Annotated in this window: 14 protein-coding genes; 6 read left to right on the forward strand and 8 right to left on the reverse strand. The window is 46.2% G+C overall.

The annotated features are described in order from the left end of the window. Positions 1 to 16 precede the first annotated feature (16 nt). Positions 17 to 2,371, forward strand: a complete 2,355-nt coding sequence (purL, locus tag PSE7367_RS06280) for a phosphoribosylformylglycinamidine synthase subunit PurL (protein WP_041698351.1) — start codon at positions 17 to 19, stop codon at positions 2,369 to 2,371. A 38-nt stretch (positions 2,372 to 2,409) separates the two neighbouring features. On the opposite strand, the gene PSE7367_RS06285 is transcribed toward purL, so the two are convergent. From PSE7367_RS06285 to mnmE, 3 genes are all read right to left on the reverse strand, one after another. Next, positions 2,410 to 2,910 carry a type II toxin-antitoxin system VapC family toxin gene (locus PSE7367_RS06285; RefSeq protein ID WP_015164538.1) on the reverse strand — a complete coding sequence of 167 codons (501 nt, stop codon included), beginning with the start codon at positions 2,908 to 2,910 and terminating at the stop codon, positions 2,410 to 2,412. Further along, complete coding sequence (locus PSE7367_RS06290) at positions 2,903 to 3,652, reverse strand: hypothetical protein (RefSeq protein WP_015164539.1); 750 nt, start codon at positions 3,650 to 3,652, stop codon at positions 2,903 to 2,905. Before PSE7367_RS06290 ends, PSE7367_RS06285 begins: the two co-directional genes overlap by 8 nt. A 134-nt stretch (positions 3,653 to 3,786) precedes the next feature. Next, positions 3,787 to 5,256: a tRNA uridine-5-carboxymethylaminomethyl(34) synthesis GTPase MnmE gene (mnmE, locus tag PSE7367_RS06295; protein WP_015164540.1), complete on the reverse strand. Its 1,470-nt coding sequence runs from the start codon at positions 5,254 to 5,256 to the stop codon at positions 3,787 to 3,789. 262 nt (positions 5,257 to 5,518) lie between these two features. Between mnmE and cbiB the strand changes: the two genes are divergently transcribed. Then, the gene (gene cbiB, locus PSE7367_RS06300; protein WP_015164541.1) at positions 5,519 to 6,610 is read left to right on the forward strand and encodes an adenosylcobinamide-phosphate synthase CbiB; all 1,092 of its coding nucleotides are present in this window, start codon (positions 5,519 to 5,521) and stop codon (positions 6,608 to 6,610) included. Here cbiB and PSE7367_RS06305 read toward each other — a convergent pair. Then, entirely contained in the window at positions 6,573 to 7,070 is a 498-nt protein-coding gene (locus tag PSE7367_RS06305) for a photosystem II protein Psb27 (protein ID WP_041698352.1), read from the reverse strand. The two genes, cbiB and PSE7367_RS06305, sit on opposite strands and share 38 nt — an antisense overlap. A gap of 707 nt (positions 7,071 to 7,777) precedes the next feature. Here PSE7367_RS06305 and PSE7367_RS23080 point away from each other — a divergent pair. Then, complete coding sequence (locus PSE7367_RS23080; protein ID WP_015164543.1) at positions 7,778 to 9,928, forward strand: DUF4912 domain-containing protein; 2,151 nt, start codon at positions 7,778 to 7,780, stop codon at positions 9,926 to 9,928. 183 nt (positions 9,929 to 10,111) lie between these two features. On the opposite strand, the gene PSE7367_RS21855 is transcribed toward PSE7367_RS23080, so the two are convergent. The 3 genes from PSE7367_RS21855 to PSE7367_RS06325 form a co-directional block, all read right to left on the reverse strand. Continuing rightward, on the reverse strand, positions 10,112 to 10,549 hold the full coding sequence (locus PSE7367_RS21855) for a hypothetical protein (protein ID WP_015164544.1): 438 nt from the start codon (positions 10,547 to 10,549) through the stop codon (positions 10,112 to 10,114). A gap of 338 nt (positions 10,550 to 10,887) precedes the next feature. Beyond that, complete coding sequence (locus PSE7367_RS06320) at positions 10,888 to 11,853, reverse strand: LysR family transcriptional regulator (RefSeq protein ID WP_015164545.1); 966 nt, start codon at positions 11,851 to 11,853, stop codon at positions 10,888 to 10,890. A gap of 527 nt (positions 11,854 to 12,380) precedes the next feature. Then, positions 12,381 to 13,010: a PFE-CTERM domain-containing protein gene (locus PSE7367_RS06325; RefSeq protein ID WP_156800354.1), complete on the reverse strand. Its 630-nt coding sequence runs from the start codon at positions 13,008 to 13,010 to the stop codon at positions 12,381 to 12,383. Positions 13,011 to 13,503: 493 nt separating this feature from the next. Between PSE7367_RS06325 and PSE7367_RS06330 the strand changes: the two genes are divergently transcribed. Both PSE7367_RS06330 and PSE7367_RS06335 read left to right on the forward strand, forming a co-directional pair. After that, positions 13,504 to 13,875, forward strand: a complete 372-nt coding sequence (locus PSE7367_RS06330) for a VOC family protein (RefSeq protein WP_015164547.1) — start codon at positions 13,504 to 13,506, stop codon at positions 13,873 to 13,875. 442 nt (positions 13,876 to 14,317) lie between these two features. Then, complete coding sequence (locus tag PSE7367_RS06335; RefSeq protein ID WP_015164548.1) at positions 14,318 to 14,830, forward strand: Ycf51 family protein; 513 nt, start codon at positions 14,318 to 14,320, stop codon at positions 14,828 to 14,830. Between the two features lie 58 nt (positions 14,831 to 14,888). Here the strand turns inward: PSE7367_RS06335 and PSE7367_RS06340 are convergent, their stop codons facing one another. Beyond that, positions 14,889 to 20,228 carry a diguanylate cyclase domain-containing protein gene (locus PSE7367_RS06340; RefSeq protein WP_015164549.1) on the reverse strand — a complete coding sequence of 1,780 codons (5,340 nt, stop codon included), beginning with the start codon at positions 20,226 to 20,228 and terminating at the stop codon, positions 14,889 to 14,891. Positions 20,229 to 20,453: 225 nt separating this feature from the next. On the opposite strand from PSE7367_RS06340, the gene PSE7367_RS06345 reads away from it, so the two are divergent. Next, a complete protein-coding gene (locus tag PSE7367_RS06345) occupies positions 20,454 to 21,359 on the forward strand; it encodes a restriction endonuclease (RefSeq protein WP_015164550.1) in 906 nt (301 codons plus the stop codon). The last annotated feature ends 78 nt before the right edge of the window (positions 21,360 to 21,437 follow it).

Below are 21,437 nucleotides of genomic sequence, written 5' to 3' on the forward strand. Positions count from 1 at the left end.
TATTAAATTGGCTTTCATGGATAAAAATACTGCCCCCTTTTCTGCTGCTGAGATCGCTGCCGAGGGGATCAAGCCCGATGAATATAAGGAGCTAGTGCAGCGCTTGGGCAGGCATCCGAATAAAGCTGAACTGGGTATGTTTGGCGTGATGTGGTCGGAGCATTGTTGCTACAAAAACTCACGGCCATTGTTGAGTCAATTTCCCACCAAGGGCGATCGCATTCTGGTGGGCCCTGGCGAGAATGCTGGTGTAATCAAGCTCACCGATGAGATTGCCATTTGTTTTAAAATCGAAAGCCACAATCGCCCCTCTGCGGTCGAACCCTATCAAGGTGCTGCCACTGGTGTCGGTGGCATCCTGCGCGATATTTTCACGATGGGAGCCAGACCGATCGCCATTCTTAACTCGCTTCGGTTCGGCGATCTGGCTGATCCCTGGGTGCGCGATCGGGTCAATGGGGTGGTCAGTGGGATCGCTGGCTATGGTAATTGTGTGGGCGTGCCGACGATCGGCGGTGAGGTGTATTTTGATCCGGCCTATAATCGCAATCCGCTGGTAAATGCGATGGCGATCGGGATTATGGAAACCCCGCAGATCGTTAAAGCTGGCGCTTCTGGCGTAGGCAACCCTGTGTTGTATGTGGGATCGACCACTGGCCGAGATGGCATGAAGGGGGCGAGTTTTGCCAGTGCTGAGCTGAGCGACAAATCCGAGCAAGATCGACCTGCCGTGCAAGTTGGCGATCCTTTTTTGGAAAAGTCCTTAATTGAAGCTTGCCTAGAAGCCTTTAAAACTGGGGCAGTGGTGGCCGCTCAGGATATGGGGGCGGCGGGGTTAACTTGCTCTACTTCGGAGATGGCGGCCAAGGGCAATATTGGGATTGAATTAGACCTGGATAAAATCCCCGCCCGCGAAACTGGCATGAGTGCCTATGAATATTTGCTCTCGGAATCTCAGGAGCGGATGTTGTTTGTGGCACACCAGGATCGCACCCAGGAGTTAATTGATATTTTCGATCGCTGGGGGCTCCATGCAGTCGTGGCGGGGCAGGTAATTGCTGAGCCGATCGTGCGGATTTTGTGGCAGGGCAAAACAGCAGCGGAAATTCCGGCTACGGCTCTGGCCGACAACACCCCAATCTATTACCGCGAACAGTCTGATCCACCAGATTATTTGGTTAAAGCCTGGCAATGGCAGGAAAGTGAGCTGGTTGAGCTTAGTAATATTAGTAATAGAATCGCACCAGCATCAGCCCTGTTGCAATTGCTCGATAGTCCGGCGATCGCCTCTAAGGCATGGGTCTATCGTCAATATGATCATCAGGTGCAGAATAATACGGTGGTGATGCCGGGGGCTGCCGATGCGGCGGTGATCAGGGTGCGCGATCTAGATTTTGGGGTGGGTGAGTTGGCCTTACCTACCCTGGAAAATCAACGGGTGGGGATCGCAGCCACGGTCGATTGCAATGCCAGATATGTATATCTCGATCCCCATGAGGGAGCCAAGCTGGCAGTCGTGGAAGCAGCGCGTAATCTGGCTTGTGTAGGCGCAGAGCCGATCGCCATTACGAACAATCTCAACTTTGGTAGCCCAGAAAATAGCGTTGGTTATTGGCAATTGGCGGAAGCCTGTAAGGGGATTTCTGCTGCTTGCCGAGAGATGGGTACACCGGTCACGGGCGGTAATGTGTCGCTCTACAACGAGACGATCGATAGTGATGGCAACTCTAAACCAATTTATCCTACGCCTGTCATTGGCATGGTGGGCTTGGTGGCAGACTTTACGAAAACCTGCACCCAGGGCTGGCAAAATCCTGGCGATTTAATCTATTTAATTGGCGCAATTGATCCGGCATCGGTAACCCTAGCGGCTTCAGAATTTTTGGCGATCGTAGCTGACCAAGTGGCGGGGCGGCCATTGCCAGTTAATTTTGAACTAGAAAAGCAAGTCCAGGCGGTTTGTCGAGATGGAATTGCCCAGGGTTGGCTTAGGTCTGCCCACGATTGTGCGGAAGGTGGTTTGGCGGTGGCGATCGCTGAGTCTTGTATTGCTGGCGATCTTGCCGCACAAATTAATTTACCTTTGGCTGGGAATCCATCACCTGATCAACTTGCCATCCTGAAGTTGCTATTTGGGGAGGGAGCCAGCCGGATTGTGGTTTCCGTTCAGCCCAGTGATCAAAAAGCCTGGGAGGCTTATCTCAAGCAACATCTGGGTGATCATTGGCAATTAATTGGTGCCGTAGGCGATCGTAATAGTGATTTCACGATCACGATCGGCAATGATTCGCAATCTTCGATCGACTTGCCCCTTGAGCAAATCAGCCAGACTTATAACCAGGCAATTCCGCGTCGGATGAATGCTCGGTAGCAATAACTGAGATAAATTTACTGAATTACTATGAAAATTTATTCATCGTCATCAAAACTCAATTCAGTCTGTTTAACCGAAATTTGTGGTTTTCTTACTTCAATAAATGGATCATTTAATTGCCCCTGAAACTTAGCAATTATTCCCTCATCAAGAGTCTCAAAATAATTAACCTTACTTTTGATAGCGGTTGCAACATGGATTGCATCAAAAGCCTTTATCCCAAAATCCCAGGCGATTCTTCTAGATAATTCTGCTGTTTTTCTCTCTAGCTCTCTTATCACAATATACTCGTGGCTAAAAAACAACTCTATTTTCCTGCTTTCTTCACTTTCAGGTAGCGCGGGCTGTTTTTGTGATCCTATCTTAATTATTGAAGCTAAGGTTAAGGAGGATGTAACTATTAAAAGGTTCCCTTTCTCAGCCTCATTCAATACATCTATACATCCTTGCAAACCATTCTCATCACCTTTCAAAATTGTTAAAAAATTGCATGTATCCCAGTAGTGTAGAGGTAGTTTGACTTTTTCCTTAGGCATCGAGACTCCGCCATAGCCCAACTATTTGATCAACATCAGGCAACTCGTTTTCTATTGGGAAAATTTTGATCTCTTCCACTTCCACTTTTACTCGCTTACCATCCTCTCTAGAATATATCAGCCCATACACATAAACTCTTCGCTCTAAAGCCTGGGTTGCTTGACCTAAAATTTGTCGATCAAAATAGCAATCAATGGTCTCAAGGGTTAACCGATCCGAGAGCTTAAATATAGGTTTATCTCTCAAATCAATGACATTTAAAATTCCTTCAACCGCCCCATAGCTTTTATGCCTACCGCCTATTATTTTTTCAATATTCCTTGCTAATTTTTTGTCTAGGTTTATTTGCCCGAAAGAGTTAAGTAGGCTAACCGAGTCTTCACTGGTAGAGAGATTAGCTAGCTTCTGCGCATTTGTTAATAAGGCATCAGAAAAATAAGTAGGTCTAATCCCTGTGGTCGTAATATCTCTTAAGCCACTTTCTAGCTTCTTTATTTTTTTTATTATTTCTCGTTCTGAGGTTTTACCGTCCTTCGATATCCCTTCTACAGTGACCGAATAGCTACCAGCCTTAGCACTTGTAACAATCCATTCAACCTTGGTCTTGTGAGTTGATGCAGTTTTCCGATCAATTTCCTTGAGAATATTTACAAGATACTTTTGCGCCTCAAGTACCTTAGAGAGAGGAAGCGCTTTATCCCTGATAGTCATAGTAAGCTGTCGCTCAGCTCTGTCAGCCATTGGTGAAACCTAACATAAGAACAAAGGCATTTTGAACGGGGATAAGTAATATCTAAATATATTGTGCAACATAATACCTGAACTGTGCAAATTCAGACTTCTGATTGCTTCTTATTTGAAAGTCAAATAGCAAACTACTTACCAATACAAAACCGACTGAAAATCTGATCCAGAACAGACTCGGTCACCGATTCTCCAGTGATCTCACCGATCGCCATGATCGTTGCCCTTAAATCAATTGTCCAGAAGTCTAATGGTAATTGCGCGGCGATCGCCTCTTGTACCTTGGCCAAGCCTTGCACTGCTCTGAGCAAGCATTCTTTCTGGCGTTGATTGATCGCCACATCAAGATCACCCGCTTGAATCGCGCTGGCATTCACACTGGCCAGGATCGCTGCTTCTAGTTGTTCGATCCCCTGATTTAAGGCGGCGGCCGTTTTGACTGTGGCCATAAATCGCTTGCGATCGTCTAGTTGCGGTAAGTCTGAACTGGATTGGTAATCTGATAATTGAGCTAGTTGCTCCGATCGATTGCTTAAAGCTGATTGAGTTAGATTTGTTAGATTTGTTTGAGTTGCTTGATCATCAAGTAAATCAACTTTATTAATAATCAAAATAATTGGGCGATCGCCAACAATTTGATAAATCTGTTCATCTGCCTCAGTCCAACCCTGCGCCGCATCGATTACCAGCAAAACTAAATCCGCTTCCTGGGCAGCCTGTTGCGATCGCTCCACGCCAATTTGCTCGACCATATCTTCAGTCTGGCGAATCCCCGCCGTATCCAGCACCTTGATTGGGATACCCCCCACGACCAAGTGCGAATCAACCACATCGCGGGTTGTGCCCGGTAGATCGGTGACGATCGCCCGATCGCTGCGACTCCACATATTCAACAAGCTGGACTTACCCACATTTGGCCTGCCCACGATCGCCACTTTGAGGCCGGAATGCAGCAGCTCACCGCGATCGGCTGTATCCAAAATTTGCTGAGCTTGCTGAGCAATTAGCGCCAATTGCTGGGCTACCCATGCTTGATCTAATGGTGGTAAGTCATCCTCAAAATCAATTCTGGCCTCCACTTCTGCCAGTATATCCAGACACCTAGCCCTTAGGTCTTTGAGGGGTTGTGCCAGTTTACCTCGTAACGAAGCGATCGCTGCCTGTGCCGCCTGGGGCGAAGTCGAACCCACCAGATTGTTGATCCCCTCCGCCTGGGTTAAATCAATCCGGCCATTCAGAAATGCCCGCAACGTAAATTCACCGGGTTGTGCCAGTCTGGCTCCTTGCTCCAGGCAAAGGTTCAGGATTTGCTGCACCGCGATCGCGCCGCCATGACAATGTAACTCGATCACATCTTCGCGGGTATAGGAACGCGGGGCTTGCATGATTAATAGCAAACATTCATCGATCGTCTCACCAGTGTCAGGAGATTTGGCATAACCATACAAAATCCGGTGGCTCTGCCAGGTTTGGTTGCCTGGGGCAGAAAAGATGCATTTGGCGATCGCTAGGGCTTGCTCGCCGGACATGCGCACAATACCAACGCTGCCCTGTTGCGGTACGATGGCGGTGGCGATCGCGGCGATGGTGTCGCTAATCATGTCAATAAGTTAATGTGCGTGAGTTCAGGTTTGAGGTACTTCCTGCTAAGTCCATATTCTCGATCGGTCATAAGAATAACTATAATCAAATCCAATAGCCTGAATGAAATCGTTCTAACTACTGTTCTAGCAATGCTGCGACTATGGAGGATTAAAGATTGCTATTGCTGGTTGTAAGGGCTCTTGCGAATTTCTGTATTACCACGAGGGGCTTATTCACTCAACTGCTATTTGAACATTGATGCAAGCAGTCCATTGATTTATGCCTGATCACCTAGCAATCTATATATATCAAGTAGCTAAGATATTTTCCCTAATATCATTCAAATCTGCGATCGGCCTAGAACAGACCGAATTGAATGGTTTATTGAATAGCCTAAGCTTTGTTCTACCGCTGATTATAGCCAGTATGCTCGATTGGCTTATCGGCGATCCCTGGGATTGGCTGCATCCAGTGCAGGTGATGGGGTGGGTGGTTGCCTGGGCGAAAAGCTTGATGCTTAAATATTTAGCCAATGAGCTAGCCCAAAGAATTGCTGGAGTTCTGTTGGCGATCGGCTTAATTATGGGCAGCTATGGAATCGCCTGGGCGCTGATTTTTGCCGCTAGTAGGGTTAATCCCTGGTTTGGTCTGGTGGCAGAAAGTATTATGATCGCCAGTTGTTTAGCACACCGTAGTTTACAAGACGCGGCTGTTTCGGTGCTGGAGCCGATCGAAAAAGATGATCTTGATCTGGCCAGAAAAAAACTAGCGCTCTATGTGGGTAGAGATACTGAGCAGCTCGATCGGCCAGAAATCCTGCGGGCAGTTTTAGAAACCGTGGCCGAGAACTGCACCGATGGCGTGATTGCACCGTTGATTTTTGCGATCGTGGGTGGTGCGCCCTTGGCCTTGGCGTATAAAGCTGCCAGTACCCTCGATTCGATGATTGGCTATAAAGAAAAACCATACACTTACATCGGTTGGTTCAGCGCCAAGCTAGAGGATGCTTTAACCTGGCTACCTTGTCGATTATTAGTCTTGGCGATCGCCTTGCTCAGCGGTCGTCCGGTTCAAATATGGCGCTTGTGTCAACGGGATGCGCCCCAAGATCCAAGCCCCAATGCTGGCTGGAGTGAATGTGCGTTTGCGGCGGCGCTAGGTGTGCAACTGGGGGGCAAAAACACCTACAGAGGCCTAGTAAAAACTAAACCTCTGCTGGGGGAGCCAGATCGACAAATCACCATTGCGGTGATCAATGAAACATTAGGATTGATGCAGCAATGTTTTGTGCTTTTTCTAGGGCTAGGTGTTCTATCTCACACTTTAGTTAGCTTTAGCGGCCTGCTTCTAGGGCTGATTCAGCACGGCTGATTTGACTAATTGCCCGATCGGCTACCCGTTGTGGTACCGATCGCTTGGTGGTGCCGTTGTAGTAGGAAGCCAGGGAATTGATTACCGTTCGCATCGTGGTGAAAGAGACCAGGCCAGTTTTACTATTGTCTGCACGGTAGCGAGCTGAATAGGCATTAATTCTAGCTCTAGTTTCAGCCTGGGCTTCGGAGCGATCGTCAGCATCCTTGGCTAGGCTGAGCGTATATTTAAGGCTTTCAATCAATTTTTTCGTGTCATCGACATAATTGCCCGTCAAACCGGCATTAACTTTTTCCCGCAATTCTTTGGTAGTAAGCGGATTGCCAGAGCCTAGAGTATAGGTATTACGAGCCGCATATGCGCTGCTGGTACAAGTTAGCGCGATCGTTGCCACCAAAACTAGCGCAACTAGCTTAAAAACAATATTTTTTAATGATGATTTGAGCATATTTCTATTCATAACTTATTCTATTCATAACTAAGATTTTGATGGTTAAACAGTTTCCGATGGCGTTCTTAATCTGCGACCACACTTTACTTTCTTCAGGATTTTTAGCCTATATCGCTAATTATCTTATAGTTTTTGGCGTACCAGCATTAATTACCCTAGCGGTATAGTTTTGCAAATGTCACAATTAGATGACATTATGATCCCCATTTGATCCCCCAGCGATCCCCATTGCGGTAAAATGGCTTCGATCGATAAACCGTCTATGTACTGCTCTCAGTCAGCCCTGTCGATGCATAACATTATCTTGGGGATCACTTGATTTAGTTTTTAATTGTTGATTAAGCATTAAATAATCATGTTTGTAGGCTATTGACCAAACTTGTATTTTTGTAACAGAATCTCATATAGCAAAAGCCTATGTAGATCCCGGTGATTCTGTTAAGCCAGCTAAGCCAAATGTTAAGTCAAGTTGGATCAAGTTTTACGATCGCTGAGCAACTGAGCCTAAGCACCTAAATCGATTGAGTTAATGTGATCGATATGTAGGTAAATCGATCGCTGCATCTATCTGCTGGTGATTTATCAGATTAAGAGTAGATTAAGAGTTTTCGCTAGCAGCTAGTTTTCTCGTTTCACCTTGTCAGTGCGTAATCCAACTTACGAGTTTAGTAATCACCGATCGCACATTTCCGCTAATTTCATTCGGAGCTGAACAGATGCCTAAAGAGATTCCCCCCCTAGAAGAGATGACCCTACGCCAATTGCGTAAACAAGCCCAAAAGTATGAAATTTCGCGCTACAGTCGGATGCGTAAGGATCAGCTACTGGCAGAGATCAAGCAGGCTAAGGAAGTGGCCGAAAGCGCTGTGATGCTTGAGCATGCCATGTTGTCTAGTTTTGATCCAAAATACGATCAGACTGAAAATATGGAGGCGAAGAAATTTGATCTGGGCAACAGAGAAATTAAGCCAGTTGAATTACTAGCTGATGTGGATGCTGAACTTGGCGATCTGCCTCAGGGCTATGGTGAAAGCCGAATTGTGCTCATGCCCAGAGACCCGCAGTGGGCCTATGCCTATTGGGATATTACCAATGACCTGAAGGAAGAAAAGCGCTCCCAGGGTGGTCAGCAATTGGTGTTGCGGTTGTATGACTCAACCAACGTCGATCTCGATCGCCAAGCCCCCCATAGTGTGCAGGAATATTACTGTGATGAATTAGCCAAGGAATGGCATTTGCCAATTCCAGTTAGCGATCGTGACTATACAGTCGAGATTGGTTATCGCACCAACGATGGTAAATGGCTACCACTATGTCGATCGGCTTCGGTACGCATTCCTCCCACTTACCCATCCGATTGGGTTGATGATCACTTTGTGACGGTTAACTGGGAGCAAAGCCTAAGGGGAGCCAAAGTTTTTGAATTGGGTCGCCCCACCTCTGCCCCCACAGCCGAAAAGAGCCATGAAGAAATGTATGGCATGGCCAAAGAAGCCGAGTCACAGCGGGTCGCAGGTTCGGCCTATGGCTCTCAGCAAATGTCTGGTGCTGGCCTGGAGACAGAGTCGATCAGCTCCTATGTTTTCCCTTCCGGGGTAGGTAGTTGGAGTGGTGGTGCTGTCTCTGGTGTTGGCATGGGAGCTTCCGAACAAACTATGTCTGGGGCTGGAGCCCTGACCGCATCTGGCGCTGGCATGTCTGGTATTGGCGCACTAACTGCCTCTGGTATCTCTGGCAGTGGGATCGCCGCCTTAACTACTTCAGGTAGTGGGGTTGGCTTCTTGACCACCTCTGGTGTGGGTATGTCAGGTATTGGTGCATTAACCGCCTCTGGTATTTCTGGCAGTGGGATCGGTTATGTATCTGCCTCTGGTGTGGGTATGTCTGGTATTGCAGGATTAACCGCTTCTGGCATTTCTGGTAGTGGGATTGGTTATGTATCTGCCTCTGGTGTAGGTATGTCTGGTATTGCAGGATTAACCGCGTCTGGCATTTCTGGTAGCGGGATTGGTTATGTATCTGCCTCTGGCGTAGGCATGTCTGGTATTGCAGGATTAACCGCGTCTGGCATTTCTGGCAGTGGGATCGGTTATGTATCTGCCTCTGGTGTGGGTATGTCTGGTATTGCAGGATTAACCGCTTCTGGCATTTCTGGTAGTGGGATTGGTTATGTATCTGCCTCTGGTGTAGGCATGTCTGGTATTGCAGGATTAACCGCGTCTGGCATTTCTGGTAGTGGGATTGGTTATGTATCTGCCTCTGGCGTAGGTATGTCAGGTATTGCAGGATTAACCGCTTCTGGCATTTCTGGTAGTGGGATTGGTTATGTATCTGCCTCTGGTGTAGGTATGTCTGGTATTGCAGGATTAACCGCTTCTGGCATTTCTGGCAGCGGCATTGGCTATCTAACCACTTCTGGGATGGGGATGTCCGGCGCTGGCTATCTAACTGCCTCTGGGATGGGAATGTCGGGGGTTGGTGCCCTTACTACTTCTGGCCTTGGGATGTCTGGAATTGGTTATCGGACTACCTCTGGCATGGGAATGTCGGGGGTTGGCCTGTTCTCTGGTTCTGGTGTACCCAAGCGACCGCGCCAGTTCTGGTTGGTTGCTGATGCTGAGTTAATTGTCTATGGTGCAACTGAGCCGGATGCCAATGTCACGATCGCTGGTAGACCAGTTAAGCTGGAATCCGATGGTACGTTCCGTTTCCATATGTCCTTCCCAGATGGTTTGGTTGACTTCCCCATTTTTGCGGTGGCCGCTGATGGTGAACAAACCCGATCGATTCATATGAAGTTTGAGCGCCAAACTCTCGATCGCAATACCAACACCAAAGAAGAAGCAGTCCCAGAATGGATTGCCTAGAACTGCTTTAATCTTCTATTTCTGCGATTGGTATTGGTAGTTTTATGCCTTGGCGGGGAGATTGAGCAAAATTGCTTTGCTTTTAAATTTTTCTCCCCGATCGCATTTTCCACGTAGCTAATCAAGCTTGATGCTTGACTCATGCAGTAAATCACTTAAATTGCTGGCCAATGATTAACTAACCTATTGCCATCCTAAATTTACCTGGATGGTTTTTTCATACATGGCGCTCAGCCTGAGTTGTTCTAGCCACGATCGCATTTCTGCTTCGGAAGCGACGGAGGTTGATTGCCCGGTAATTGGATCATAGGCAGACCAATAGACATGACCGCGCCGATCGTATTTTTGCCATACCTTTACTTCTGGTTCTTTGGTAAGGCGATCGCCAAGGTTACTAAAGCCAGCTTTGAGGTGTTTAACTAATTCAGTGGCAGTTTTTTTAATCGATCGATAACTAAGACCACGCTGACCGTTTGCGATCGGCTGGTCTTGATCAACCTTTAATTCATCTTTTAGATCGGTTCGATCAGAGCGATCAGAGCGGTCAGATAAAGCATTAAGTAGCTCAAGCCGCTTATATTCTTGCCATTGTACTTTAGTTTGCCTTAGGTTATTTTTCATTTTGACTCACCTCTGAGCGGTTGGATAATGTGGTTTCATGATTTGGCCAACTGAAGGAACCTATCGCAACCTTGCTGATGCAAAATTAATCGTGATTGCCAGAATTCGATTAATCAGACGGCAAACATGCTTTAGCTATTTCCCAATAAATCTCTGATTCAAGGTCAACATTGGGTAAATAGGCAACAGGCTCAATTCGTAGCGATTCCTCACACCCCTAATATATTCAGTTCTATCCCAAGATTCAAAAACAAGCCCGCATGGCTTACATGAATAAAATTAATGAAAGGCGCAACAGTTAGCTGGCTCGATCGGCACCTGATGGCGATCGCTATGATTCAGGCAGTCAGACTAGCTTTTAGGTAATTCTTGCTATAGGCTAACTGGGCAATATCATAGCTGCGCAGCATATCCAGGAACGCATAGACCGCAGGTACCTGCATGGCATTTTCCCGCATTGTCACGCCAATTTGACGATAGAGCGGTACTGGCAGGCTATAGGTTTGTAATTCTGAGGGGATCGGTTGGGCAGCCAAACGCGCCAGGATCGTCGATCCTAGTCCCTGTGACACCATTCTGATAATAGTTGAATCTTCACGCACCACATAGGCCACGTTGAGCTTTTGATGCTGGGCTTCCAGATGCTTTCTGATCAAAATGCCGCAGGTATTGTTCTGGGGCACACTGATCAGCGGATAGGTGGTTAAATCTTCCCAACTAATATGATTGTTCTTGACTCTATGTTTGGGGCAGTAATCAGGTGGAAAGATGGCGATATACTCATCCCGCAGCAAGGGCCAACTCAGGAAGCCTTCGCCGGTGGGCAGGTGGGTGATGCCGATGTCTGCATAGCCCTGACGCAGGGTTTGTTCAACTTCTTGATCGTCGTCGTGTTCAATGATTCTGACCTTAATGCCGGGGAATTTCTGGCGAAAGTCTACTATGATTGCCGGTAGAATATAGGCCGCAGCACTACGAAAAGCCACCAGCCGAACTTCGCCATTTTGAAGTCCCTTGGCCTGGTTAGCCGTTTGGGTCATCTCTTCCAGCGATCGCAAAATATTTTCTGCATAATCGAGCAATTGCTTGCCGATCGGCGTGAGTATTGCGCCATGACGACCGCGATTGAGCAAAACTACGCCTAACTGTTCTTCGAGGGCGGCGATCGCATGGGAGATGGCTGATTGAGAAATTTCCAGGTTCAGGGCAGCCTCGCCAAAACTACCAGATTCTGCCACGGCCACAAAGGCTCTGATCTGCGATAACTTAACCTGATTATGATTAAGGAGGTTGTTCCCATGCATGGCTACCTACCATGTTGATCTTAGTAAGAGTTGGGGGTGCGATCGCAACAATCAACAAATAACTAATTGTTTATGTATCACCTGACTATATATTGATACATAGACAAAAGTCTTGAATATTTAGTCAAAATTAACCCGATTAATTAATTTCACCCGATCGGGTGACCTGAATCAGCAGGTTTTAATTCGGTTAGATCCAGCCAACATAAAGCGATCGCAACTTTTGCTAATTGGGCGATGTCAGCTTGTTACGACCTTCTCTTATTGATTTAAAATTTAGTTAAATATGTCCTAAATATGTCCTAAATATGTCCAGAGAAAATAGCAATACATATCCTGAGAATCGTATTGCCAGGCCTGCGAATTATGGATTAGGTGCAATTTTAGCGGTAGCGATTATGCCAAACCATCCTGATCATGTACATCGCTGAAAAATCGATAACCAGGTGGAAGGTGGGGTTGTTGTCGTATCTTCAGTCCAATGTCGCCAGATTTTGGGCATTACCTAAATACTAGCTAAATAGTAGCTAGCCAGCTTGCTTTTGATTTAATTTTTTCCCTTTTTGTTTTTTCCGCAAATAGCTAGTACCCATGCCCAGACTGACGATTGCCAGACCGATAGAAGATGAAAAGTTAAATGGCACTGGTATGGGACTCAATTGGCTCGTCAACGGACTTGCAGCAACTGCATTATTAATCAGCTCAACCGAGACTTGCACAGTCTCATCACCGACTTCTGCTTCGATCGCCTCAGGAGCAAAGGGGTCAGTGCTATCACCATCAGCAGCACTATCTAGCATTTCATCGATCGCGGCAACTGAACCAAGCGAATTACTACTGCTATCGGTTGGCTCACTTTGCTGATCCTGATTACCTAAATCAAGCGGCGAAATACCACCTTGAGAATTGTTATTAGTGGTTTTACCGAAAGATTCTTGACTACTTTGATCTGCCGCCGTCTGCAACAAATCATTAATGGCTTGCTGCCTTTCACTTAGTTCAACCTGAGGCTGAACCACACCAGGTTGATCCACCAGATCAAACGCATAGGCACGATCGCGGCCAAACATTTCAACCATGCCAATCTGTACTGCCATCGCAGTCATGCCACATGCTGCAAATACAACTGCTTTATTTGCACAATTAATCAGATTCATAGTTTTTCCACGCATATGTTGGATTTCGATCTCAATGGTCATAACTCTGCGCCCTGATACTTCCAATCAGCTAGACTACTAATTACAAATGTTGTCGCAGATTCCGATCCAAACTACCCAAAACCACCAATACCGCTTAATTCTTGAACATTAAGACGATCGTGGTTGGCTTCAAATCAATAGGAGTCGATGGATTTCTTTCAATCTGCTTGTTTCATAGACAAGCTTTTGCCAATTAATTAGAAATTCAGCCAATCTATTATTCTTGCTGCCCCCGTGAACGCGTTGAGTTACTCAGTCTGAATATAAACTGATAGGATGGATGTGTAATCCGCAAAAGATCGTAACTTTGGTCAATGTGCCCAAACTAATCACTACACATCTGTCTTTAGACTTAGAGCTTTAGACTTAGAGACTTAGGCCTAGCAACTTGGGGCAAACGGTTGAATCATTGGATTTGAATCATTTGGATTTGGCTGATTGAATCAAGATCATGGGAATTGACTATATTGCTTTGTTTGTCGATGATGTGGAGCGATCGATTGTCTTCTATCGAGACCTGCTGGGGCTTGAATTCCCCAAACCACCAAAGAATGGCGGCACGGAAGGTATCAGCGGTAATCTCAAACTTGGTATTTACGATCGCACCTGGCTAGTGAAGCTGTTTGGCGATCGGCTTGAGTCCCATCAGGCTGGACATGCATTTTTGTTATCATTACCGGTTGCTGACCTAGGAGCTTTTTATCAAACCCTGGTTACCGCTGGGGTTGAGATCGTTAGTCCACCCAAAAAAATGCCCTGGGGACAAGAGATTGTCTTTTTTAAAGACCCTGATGGCAATTTGCTCGAAGCAGTGCAGGCTTGAGAAGTATCGCGGTAAGCCGATCGCTCATTGGTGGCCGCTGATTCGCGTAGCTCACTTAACATCAAGTCTTTGCACATATAGACTCAAATCTATATACTTGCCCTAAACAATAGTGTTAAGTTTGGGTTGGAGATTACATCTGCTGCCAAGATTCGGGGTAATCTGCAATCACTGATTTTAATAAATAGCTAATTAACTATTTGCTACTAGCTCTGTTCACGGTTGCAGATCTATTCAATAATTAAGGTTAGATGCTGTTAGAGAATTAAAGGATCGATCGATTATTCTGTTAGTCTGCCTAATTGAATCGAGGGCTCATATATCTGAATAGCCTGAATAGCCTGAATAGATAGATAGATTGCTTGTCGTACAAGTAGCCTCAAACAAAACTATCTCTCATAGCGCTCTTAACGAATTACTACTGCCATTAATAGCCATTACTATGCCACCACTCAGTCCAGAATTATTTGGTCAGCTTGCCCAGGGAATGGGTGCCTTTGTTCTATTTTGTGCGTTGATATCTGGGATCGCCTTTGTGCGCGATTGGGGCTGGCGCTTTCGGATGGTTGGCGTTACCTCTTTTTGTGTAGTGCTAACGGTCGGTCTATTTGCGCTGAGCCTGGAACCATTCACCACCAAAGAAATTTCCGGAGCGGCTCCCTATGCAATTGTTTACGATCGCCTGGGCACCGAGGCAGTAATTAAAGTACAGCCCGAAATCACCGCCGATCAGCTTGAATCCACCCTCGAACAAGCTGCATTTCGCCTATTCACCTCTGGGCGGGGCAGTGATGGCGGCAGGAGTAGTCAACTGCGGATTCGAGCCAGGACAGTCTTACACCCTCAACCTGGGGTTTCCCAACCGCTCTATTTGGGTGAAATTAAGCGATCGCTGCGGGTCAGAGAAGACCCCAACATGCAGATCACCCTCTATCCAAATGAACTAATTAATTAGCTGGTGCAATTATTGCCAATTACAGCGATCACTCCTAATTCACTAGCCTGGGTTGAATTTAGTCCGATTGACCAATGCAATGAATCCGATCGCGGCCCTGTTCTTTGGCTTCATACAAAGCATAGTCAGCTAAATTAACCAACACAGTTGGGTTATGGTCATCTTGCAGGAGTGGCACCATACTAGCGATGCCAAGGCTCAGAGTCAGGTATGAGCTGGCATCAGAGGTAGCATGTTCAATTTTGAGACTGTGCATCTTACTCTGAATTGTCTCTGCCACCTGGTTAGATATCTTGACTGTGGTGTTGGGCAAAATGATCGCAAATTCTTCGCCACCATAGCGTGCTACTAAATAATCAGGATGATCGAGCGATTCTGATAATACTGCTGCCACCTGGCGTAATCCCTCGTCCCCAACAATATGACCGTAGGTGTCGTTGTAGCGTTTGAAATAATCCACATCACATAAAATCAAAGACAGGGGCTTTTGCTGTTGGGCTAACTGCTGCCATTGTTGTTGCAAATATTGATCAAACCGCCGCCGATTTGCCACCCTGGTCAAACCATCCAAACTGGCTAAACGCTCTAGCTCCTTATTGGCTCTTTGCAGGGCGATCGTGCGCTCTGAGACCTTTTCCTCCAGACTGGCGTATAGCTGGGCATTCTCCAATGAGATCGCAGCCTGGGAAGAAAGTAGTTTTAATAGTTCCAGGCGTTTTTCCGTAAAGGCATCCTGGCTGAGGTTATTCTCCAAGTAGAGAATTGCCACCATCCGTCCTTGATTAATAATCGGAATACAAAGCAACGACTTGGGTTGTTGGCTGTTGATATAGGGGTCATCGGCAAAATTCCCTTCCCCATAGGCATCATTTAGTACCAGGTCAGTTTCAGCCCGCGCCACATAGTTAACCACCGAAATTGGCAAGTTAGCGGTTTCTTCGATCGGTGTATTTTTCTTTGTAACCGGCAACCGGAGGTCGATCGTAGATTCGGCAATTGTGACCAGGCGATCGTTTTGCCAGGAGATAATTGCCCCGCGTGTTGCACCAGCATTCTCGATCATGATTGCCATTAGTTTTTCTAGCAGTTGCGAGAGCACAATCTCACTTGACATCGCCTGGGTCGCTTTAATCACTGTCAACAGGTCAAGTTCTTCTGATTTATTGCCGCCAGAGGTAGTTTTGAGAGCCAACATTGAAGGTGAGGTAATGCTGCCATTAAAACCGCCATATCTCGGCAACAGCTCTTGATACTTGATCTCTAAATCTCTCACCTTGGCGATCGCCCCCCACCGCAAATAGCTATGCCTTGCATCTAGCATGTAGGCCTGGGCAATGGTTAGCTTGCCCTTGGTGAGGTAAAACTTGGCCGCCAGTTCATTGGCGATCGCCGCATCATTTAAAAACTTGTGCTCCTGAGCCAGATCGATCGCCCGATCATAATATTCCATCGCTAGATTATGGCTACCAAACAATCGTTCCCATTCCGCTGCCACTAAAAAATACTTATGTTTATAGTTGCTAGGAGCTTGCTTACCCCAAAGTTTCAGCTTGCGCCGATTAGCTTTAATCTGCTTGACTAGCTTGCGCTGAAATCTTGTCCCCTTTTGTGGTTGTTCATAGAGGTTAATGCAGGTAAGTGCTTCAAACATGGATATGGCTGGGATGTGCGGGCTGGCTTCCATCTGGCCATGCTGCTGAGCGACGATCGCATATTCATAGGCTTGTTGGGGGCGATCGAACAGGTAATTAAGCACTAGCTTGTGGAAGCTTAGGAAAAATTTTGAGATGCCATCCATTTTGCCTGAGGCAGTTTCGTCAAAAGCCGTCCCAATCAACTCATATGGCTCCTGCGTCGCTTTCCCCATCAGATTCAAAATTGCTTGCTTGTAGATACAGGTATGGTTGTTGATCGTTTGCTGTTTTAGTTGTTGACTAATTGCACTGCCGCATTCATCCAGGTTCTTCTCAATAATTGGTAAATCCCCACCACTTAGATAGGAAAAAGCACAGCGCATGAATATGGCGGTTGCGGCAAAAAACAAGTCACCATTTTCCATTGCCACAGCATAGGCAGTAGAAAAATGGGGGATTAATTCACGCATGGGGGTGCGCCAGTGTTTTATGCCCACATTGGAAACCACTAATGCAAAGGGCTTCATTTTCTTGGCATCAAATTTAGCTTGAAGATCCAGAGCCAACTGGCCAAGTCGATAGCCAGGCTCGATATCGCCCAGTACCTTAATGTGAAGCAGAGCATAGTTAATGTAGGGTGAGATCGCAAACGGTGAATTACCATAAATGCGCGTCAGCCGCAGCATCTTAAACACAATCAAGCTACAGAAACTAGGCATACTAAAAAAGGTGGCGGGGATCACCACTGCCATAATCTGCATCGCTTTTAAGATGCGAGGGTTAGTCATGGTTGGTAAATTCAACAATGATTCAATCCGCTTACCAGTAAAAAACAGCCTGGTAATAGCAAGATTGATCACAAAGTCAATTTGATTGGGCTGGGCGGGAAAACTTACCCCCAGTAGTTTGAGAATCGTGACCGCCTCTGCCACCGCTTCACGCAATCGATTTTGGGATACTAACGTCAGGATTTTTATTTCATAAGCGCCGGCTTGATCTAAAGTATTTTTGGTTTGAGCCAGAATATTACTGATTAAGCGATAGGTAAGCTCGAATTCTCCGCTTTGAGATGCTGCTCTGGCGGCAGTGATATGCATTGTTAAAGCTAATTCATACTGGCTCTGCCAACAATCGGGTGCGAGCAAGTCTAAGCCGATTTGTAAATAACCCAAAGCAGTCTCAAAGGCGTTGGCATACTGGGCTTTCTGGCCAGCAGTTAGGTTCAATTCAGCTAGCTGTTGCTTTTCGCGGCGATCGCTAATTAGCTGGCTGCAGTGGTTCAGTTGGTTGACAATGTCAAAAATGCGCTGCTCCCGCTGAGCCTGGGGAATATATTCAAGTAATAATTGGCCAATTTGATAATGTACCTGTTGCCTTTGTTCCGGCGAAATCAATAAATAAGCCGCCTGTTGCACCCGATCGTGGACAAACTTATAACAGATTGGCTGAGTGACCTGCTGACTTTGGCTAGATGCTGGTTCAGCTAGGGCGATCGCTGAATTGGAAACTGATCTGAACTGCTCAGACTCATCAAACTCATCAGAATTATTAGACCCATCAGAATTAGTGGCGGTGCTGACAGGCTTAACGGGATTCCGGGGTAAGGTATAAAAGCTGTCAATCTCTAACTCAGCCAGCTTGTAATTATCATCAATCGGTACAATGATTTCTTCTTGAATTGCTTGTTTCAAAGCCATCGCCATGGCATGGATATCTCTTTGTAAAACCATTGCCAGGGTGTCGAGGTCGAAGCGATTGCCCACACATGCAGCCAACTGCAATATTTCCTGGGTGGGGTGGGGTAGCTTTTGGATTTTATCGGCCATCAATGTGACCACATTGTCGGTAAAACTACGCTGGGCAATTTGCTCGATCCGCCACTGCCAGCAAAGACATTCCGGCTCAAAATTAATCAGATGTTCGGTATAGAGTGATTTCAAAAACTCATTCATGAAAAAAGGATTGCCAGCGGTTTTATTAATCACCAGTTCCGCCAGCGATCGCGTTTCTGCAAGACTCTGGCGCAGGGTATCGGCCACCAGTTGATTCACATCGTCTAGGCTTAATGGTTTGAGGGTAATTTCACTAACGACAATATTTTCTTTGCGGATTTGCTCCACCATCGCCATCAGTGGGTGGTTCGGACTCACCTCGTTATCACGATAAGCACCAATACAAAACAAGCATTGCTCCACTGATTCGCTGACCAGCGTTTGCACCAAATGTAGCGAAGCTAGATCGGCCCACTGCAAATCATCGAGGAAAATTATCAGTGGGTGTTCGATTTTGGCAAATACTTTCACAAAGTTCTGGAATACCATCCGGAAGCGGTTTTGAGCCTCGCGGGCAGGGAGTTCAGCGATCGCTGGTTGCGGACCAATCAGCAACTCCACCGCTGGAATCACATCAATGATCACCTGGCCATTATTACCAAGTACCAGCATTAATTGCGATCGCCACCGTTGTAGCCGGATCTCTGATTCTTTGAGGAGTTGCTGGACTAATTCTTGAAATGCCTCAATCAGTGCAAAGTAGGGAACATTGCGTTGATATTGGTCAAACTTGCCAGCAATAAAATAGCCGCGCTTGGCGGTCAATGGCCGATAGGTCTCACGCACCAAGGCGGATTTACCCATGCCAGAATAACCAGACACCAGCAATAGTTCAGCACGATGCTTGAAGCCCTCGGCACCAACTGCTGCGGTTTGGGCTACGCGTTCAAAGGCCTGGAGTAATACTTTGATCTCCGCTTCCCGCCCATAGAGCTTTTGGGGAATCTGGAATCGCTCGGAGATGTCATTACTAGCGATCTCAAATTGCTCAATTTGCCTGGTCGATCGCCATTGGCCAAGACATTGCTCTAGATCAGCTTTTAGGGCATAGGCACTCTGATAGCGATCTTCAGCCATTTTAGCCATCAGCTTGAGCACCATGTCCGACACCACCGATGGGATCGCCGCGTTTAGTTGATGTGGTGGGACTGGCTGCTTGGCCAGGTGGCTATGCACCAATTCCATTACATCATTGGTTCTAAATGGTAGCTGTTGGGTTAGCAGCTCATAGAAAGTGACTCCTAAGGAGTAAAAATCAGTGCGATAGTCGATCGACCGATTCATCCGGCCAGTTTGTTCTGGCGAGAGGTAGGCTAATGTGCCTTCGAGGATATGGGGATTTTTGATTGTGGGATTTTCGCGGCTGAGAATTGTAGAAATGCCAAAATCAATTAGTTTTAACTGCCCTGTGGTCGGATTGAGGACAATATTAGCCGGATTAATATCCTTGTGGATGATTTGCAGGGAGTGGATTTGCGCTAAACCATCGGCAATTTTAATTGCAATTTCTAAGAACTTCTCGATCGGCAAGGAAAATTGTGGTTGCTCGCCAGTAGCATACAAACAATCTAAGGCCTCCCCATCAAAGTCCTCAAAGGTAATTAGCAGTGTGTTTTGGTATTGTTCTAAATCAAAGGATTTAATCACCCGATCGAGATCAAGATTGTGGGTGATTTCGTATTCTTGTTTGTATTTAACTAGTTCTTGGGGAGAGGGATAATCCTGCTTCAGGATTTTGATAATTACTGGCTGCGGGCAGTTTTCTGTGCTTGTGACAGCGCAATTTTCTATTTGATTAATGACCTGGCTCTGGGTATCTGCAGAATTTGAGGTAGCTAAGTCATCATCGGTTAATTTACAACCGCGATAGACGATCGATCGATCGCTTTCGTAGAGCTTGCATGAAACTTGATAACCCGCGATCGCCAGCATAAACCAAGAGTGTAATTACTAATCTCTATGATTGCATTTCTAGGCACATTAATTATGCTTAATCCTAACACTGGAGCTAGATTAGATTTATGATCCAGGTTGATTTAAAGCAAAGCATCTATAACCTAAGATAAGTTATTTTTTTGTGAAAGGGTAATTGTTTTCGATCGTTGTTAATCTAAATTTAAACAAAAACAGCTATTTATTGAAAACCAGGATATCAAGATGTCTGTACCAGATTATCAAAGCCTAATGATGCCTGTGCTAAAGTCCGCCGCAAATGGTGAAGTTGCTTACCGCGATACAGTTAACCTATTAGCAGAAGCATTAGGACTTAAGGAAGAAGATTTAACAGAACTGCTCCCATCGGGTAAACAAACAGTCTTTGCTAATCGAGTTGGCTGGGCAAAAACATATCTTAAGAAAGCTGGGTTAATTGAATATACACGTCGGGGTTACTTTGCAATAACACCTCGGGGTAAGAAAGTTCTTGAGTCTGGAATAGCCCAAATTGACAATCAGTTTCTTGCTCAATTTGACGAGTTTCAAGAATTTAGAACTAGCAAATCTGAACCAGATGAGCCGGAAATCATTCCAGAAGTTGAAGATAGCAATACACCCGACGAAATAATGCGATCGGCGCATCAACAGATCAACAAAGCCCTTGCCTCCGAGCTGATCGATCGAATTTTACAAGCACCACCCGATTTTTTTGAGAGATTGATTGTGAGGCTTTTAATCAGTATGGGGTATGGTGGATCGGTTAAAGAAGCGGGGAGAGTTTTGGGCAAAAGTGGTGATGATGGCGTTGATGGGGTGATCGATCAAGATGCCTTGGGACTAGACCGAGTCTATGTGCAAGCCAAGCGTTATGCTTCTGGTAATAATATTGGCGCAGGTGCGATCCGCGATTTTTTTGGTAGCCTCGATCGTCATAAGGCCAGCAAAGGATTATTTGTAACTACCTCGCGTTTTTCGTCATCAGCCCAGGAAACCGCTGATTTTTTAAGCAAGCGGATTGTCCTGATCGATGGAGCGCAATTAGCCAAACTGATGATCCGTTATGACGTGGGTTGTCGGATCGAAGAAACCCTTCATCTCAAGAAAATCGACGAAGACTTTTTTGAATAGCGATCGCCCTGTTGGCCATTACTACTGAATTCTTACGTCTGCATTCTTACCACTGAAATTCATGGCAATTATTGAGCA

It is taken from the genome of Pseudanabaena sp. PCC 7367 (assembly GCF_000317065.1).
Classification (GTDB): Bacteria; Cyanobacteriota; Cyanobacteriia; order Pseudanabaenales; family Pseudanabaenaceae; genus Thalassoporum; species Thalassoporum mexicanum.

Coding starts and splice junctions, on each gene's coding strand:
- PSE7367_RS06285 (WP_015164538.1), bottom strand. CDS start 2,910: ATGCCTAAGGAAAAAGTCAAACTACCTCTACACTACTGGGATACATGC.
- PSE7367_RS21855 (WP_015164544.1), bottom strand. CDS start 10,549: ATGAAAAATAACCTAAGGCAAACTAAAGTACAATGGCAAGAATATAAG.
- PSE7367_RS06325 (WP_156800354.1), bottom strand. CDS start 13,010: ATGAATCTGATTAATTGTGCAAATAAAGCAGTTGTATTTGCAGCATGT.
- PSE7367_RS06305 (WP_041698352.1), bottom strand. CDS start 7,070: ATGAATAGAAATATGCTCAAATCATCATTAAAAAATATTGTTTTTAAG.
- mnmE (WP_015164540.1), bottom strand. CDS start 5,256: ATGATTAGCGACACCATCGCCGCGATCGCCACCGCCATCGTACCGCAA.
- PSE7367_RS23080 (WP_015164543.1), top strand. CDS start 7,778: ATGCCTAAAGAGATTCCCCCCCTAGAAGAGATGACCCTACGCCAATTG.
- PSE7367_RS06335 (WP_015164548.1), top strand. CDS start 14,318: ATGCCACCACTCAGTCCAGAATTATTTGGTCAGCTTGCCCAGGGAATG.
- PSE7367_RS06330 (WP_015164547.1), top strand. CDS start 13,504: ATGGGAATTGACTATATTGCTTTGTTTGTCGATGATGTGGAGCGATCG.
- PSE7367_RS06290 (WP_015164539.1), bottom strand. CDS start 3,652: ATGGCTGACAGAGCTGAGCGACAGCTTACTATGACTATCAGGGATAAA.
- PSE7367_RS06320 (WP_015164545.1), bottom strand. CDS start 11,853: ATGCATGGGAACAACCTCCTTAATCATAATCAGGTTAAGTTATCGCAG.
- PSE7367_RS06345 (WP_015164550.1), top strand. CDS start 20,454: ATGTCTGTACCAGATTATCAAAGCCTAATGATGCCTGTGCTAAAGTCC.
- purL (WP_041698351.1), top strand. CDS start 17: ATGGATAAAAATACTGCCCCCTTTTCTGCTGCTGAGATCGCTGCCGAG.
- cbiB (WP_015164541.1), top strand. CDS start 5,519: ATGCCTGATCACCTAGCAATCTATATATATCAAGTAGCTAAGATATTT.
- PSE7367_RS06340 (WP_015164549.1), bottom strand. CDS start 20,228: ATGCTGGCGATCGCGGGTTATCAAGTTTCATGCAAGCTCTACGAAAGC.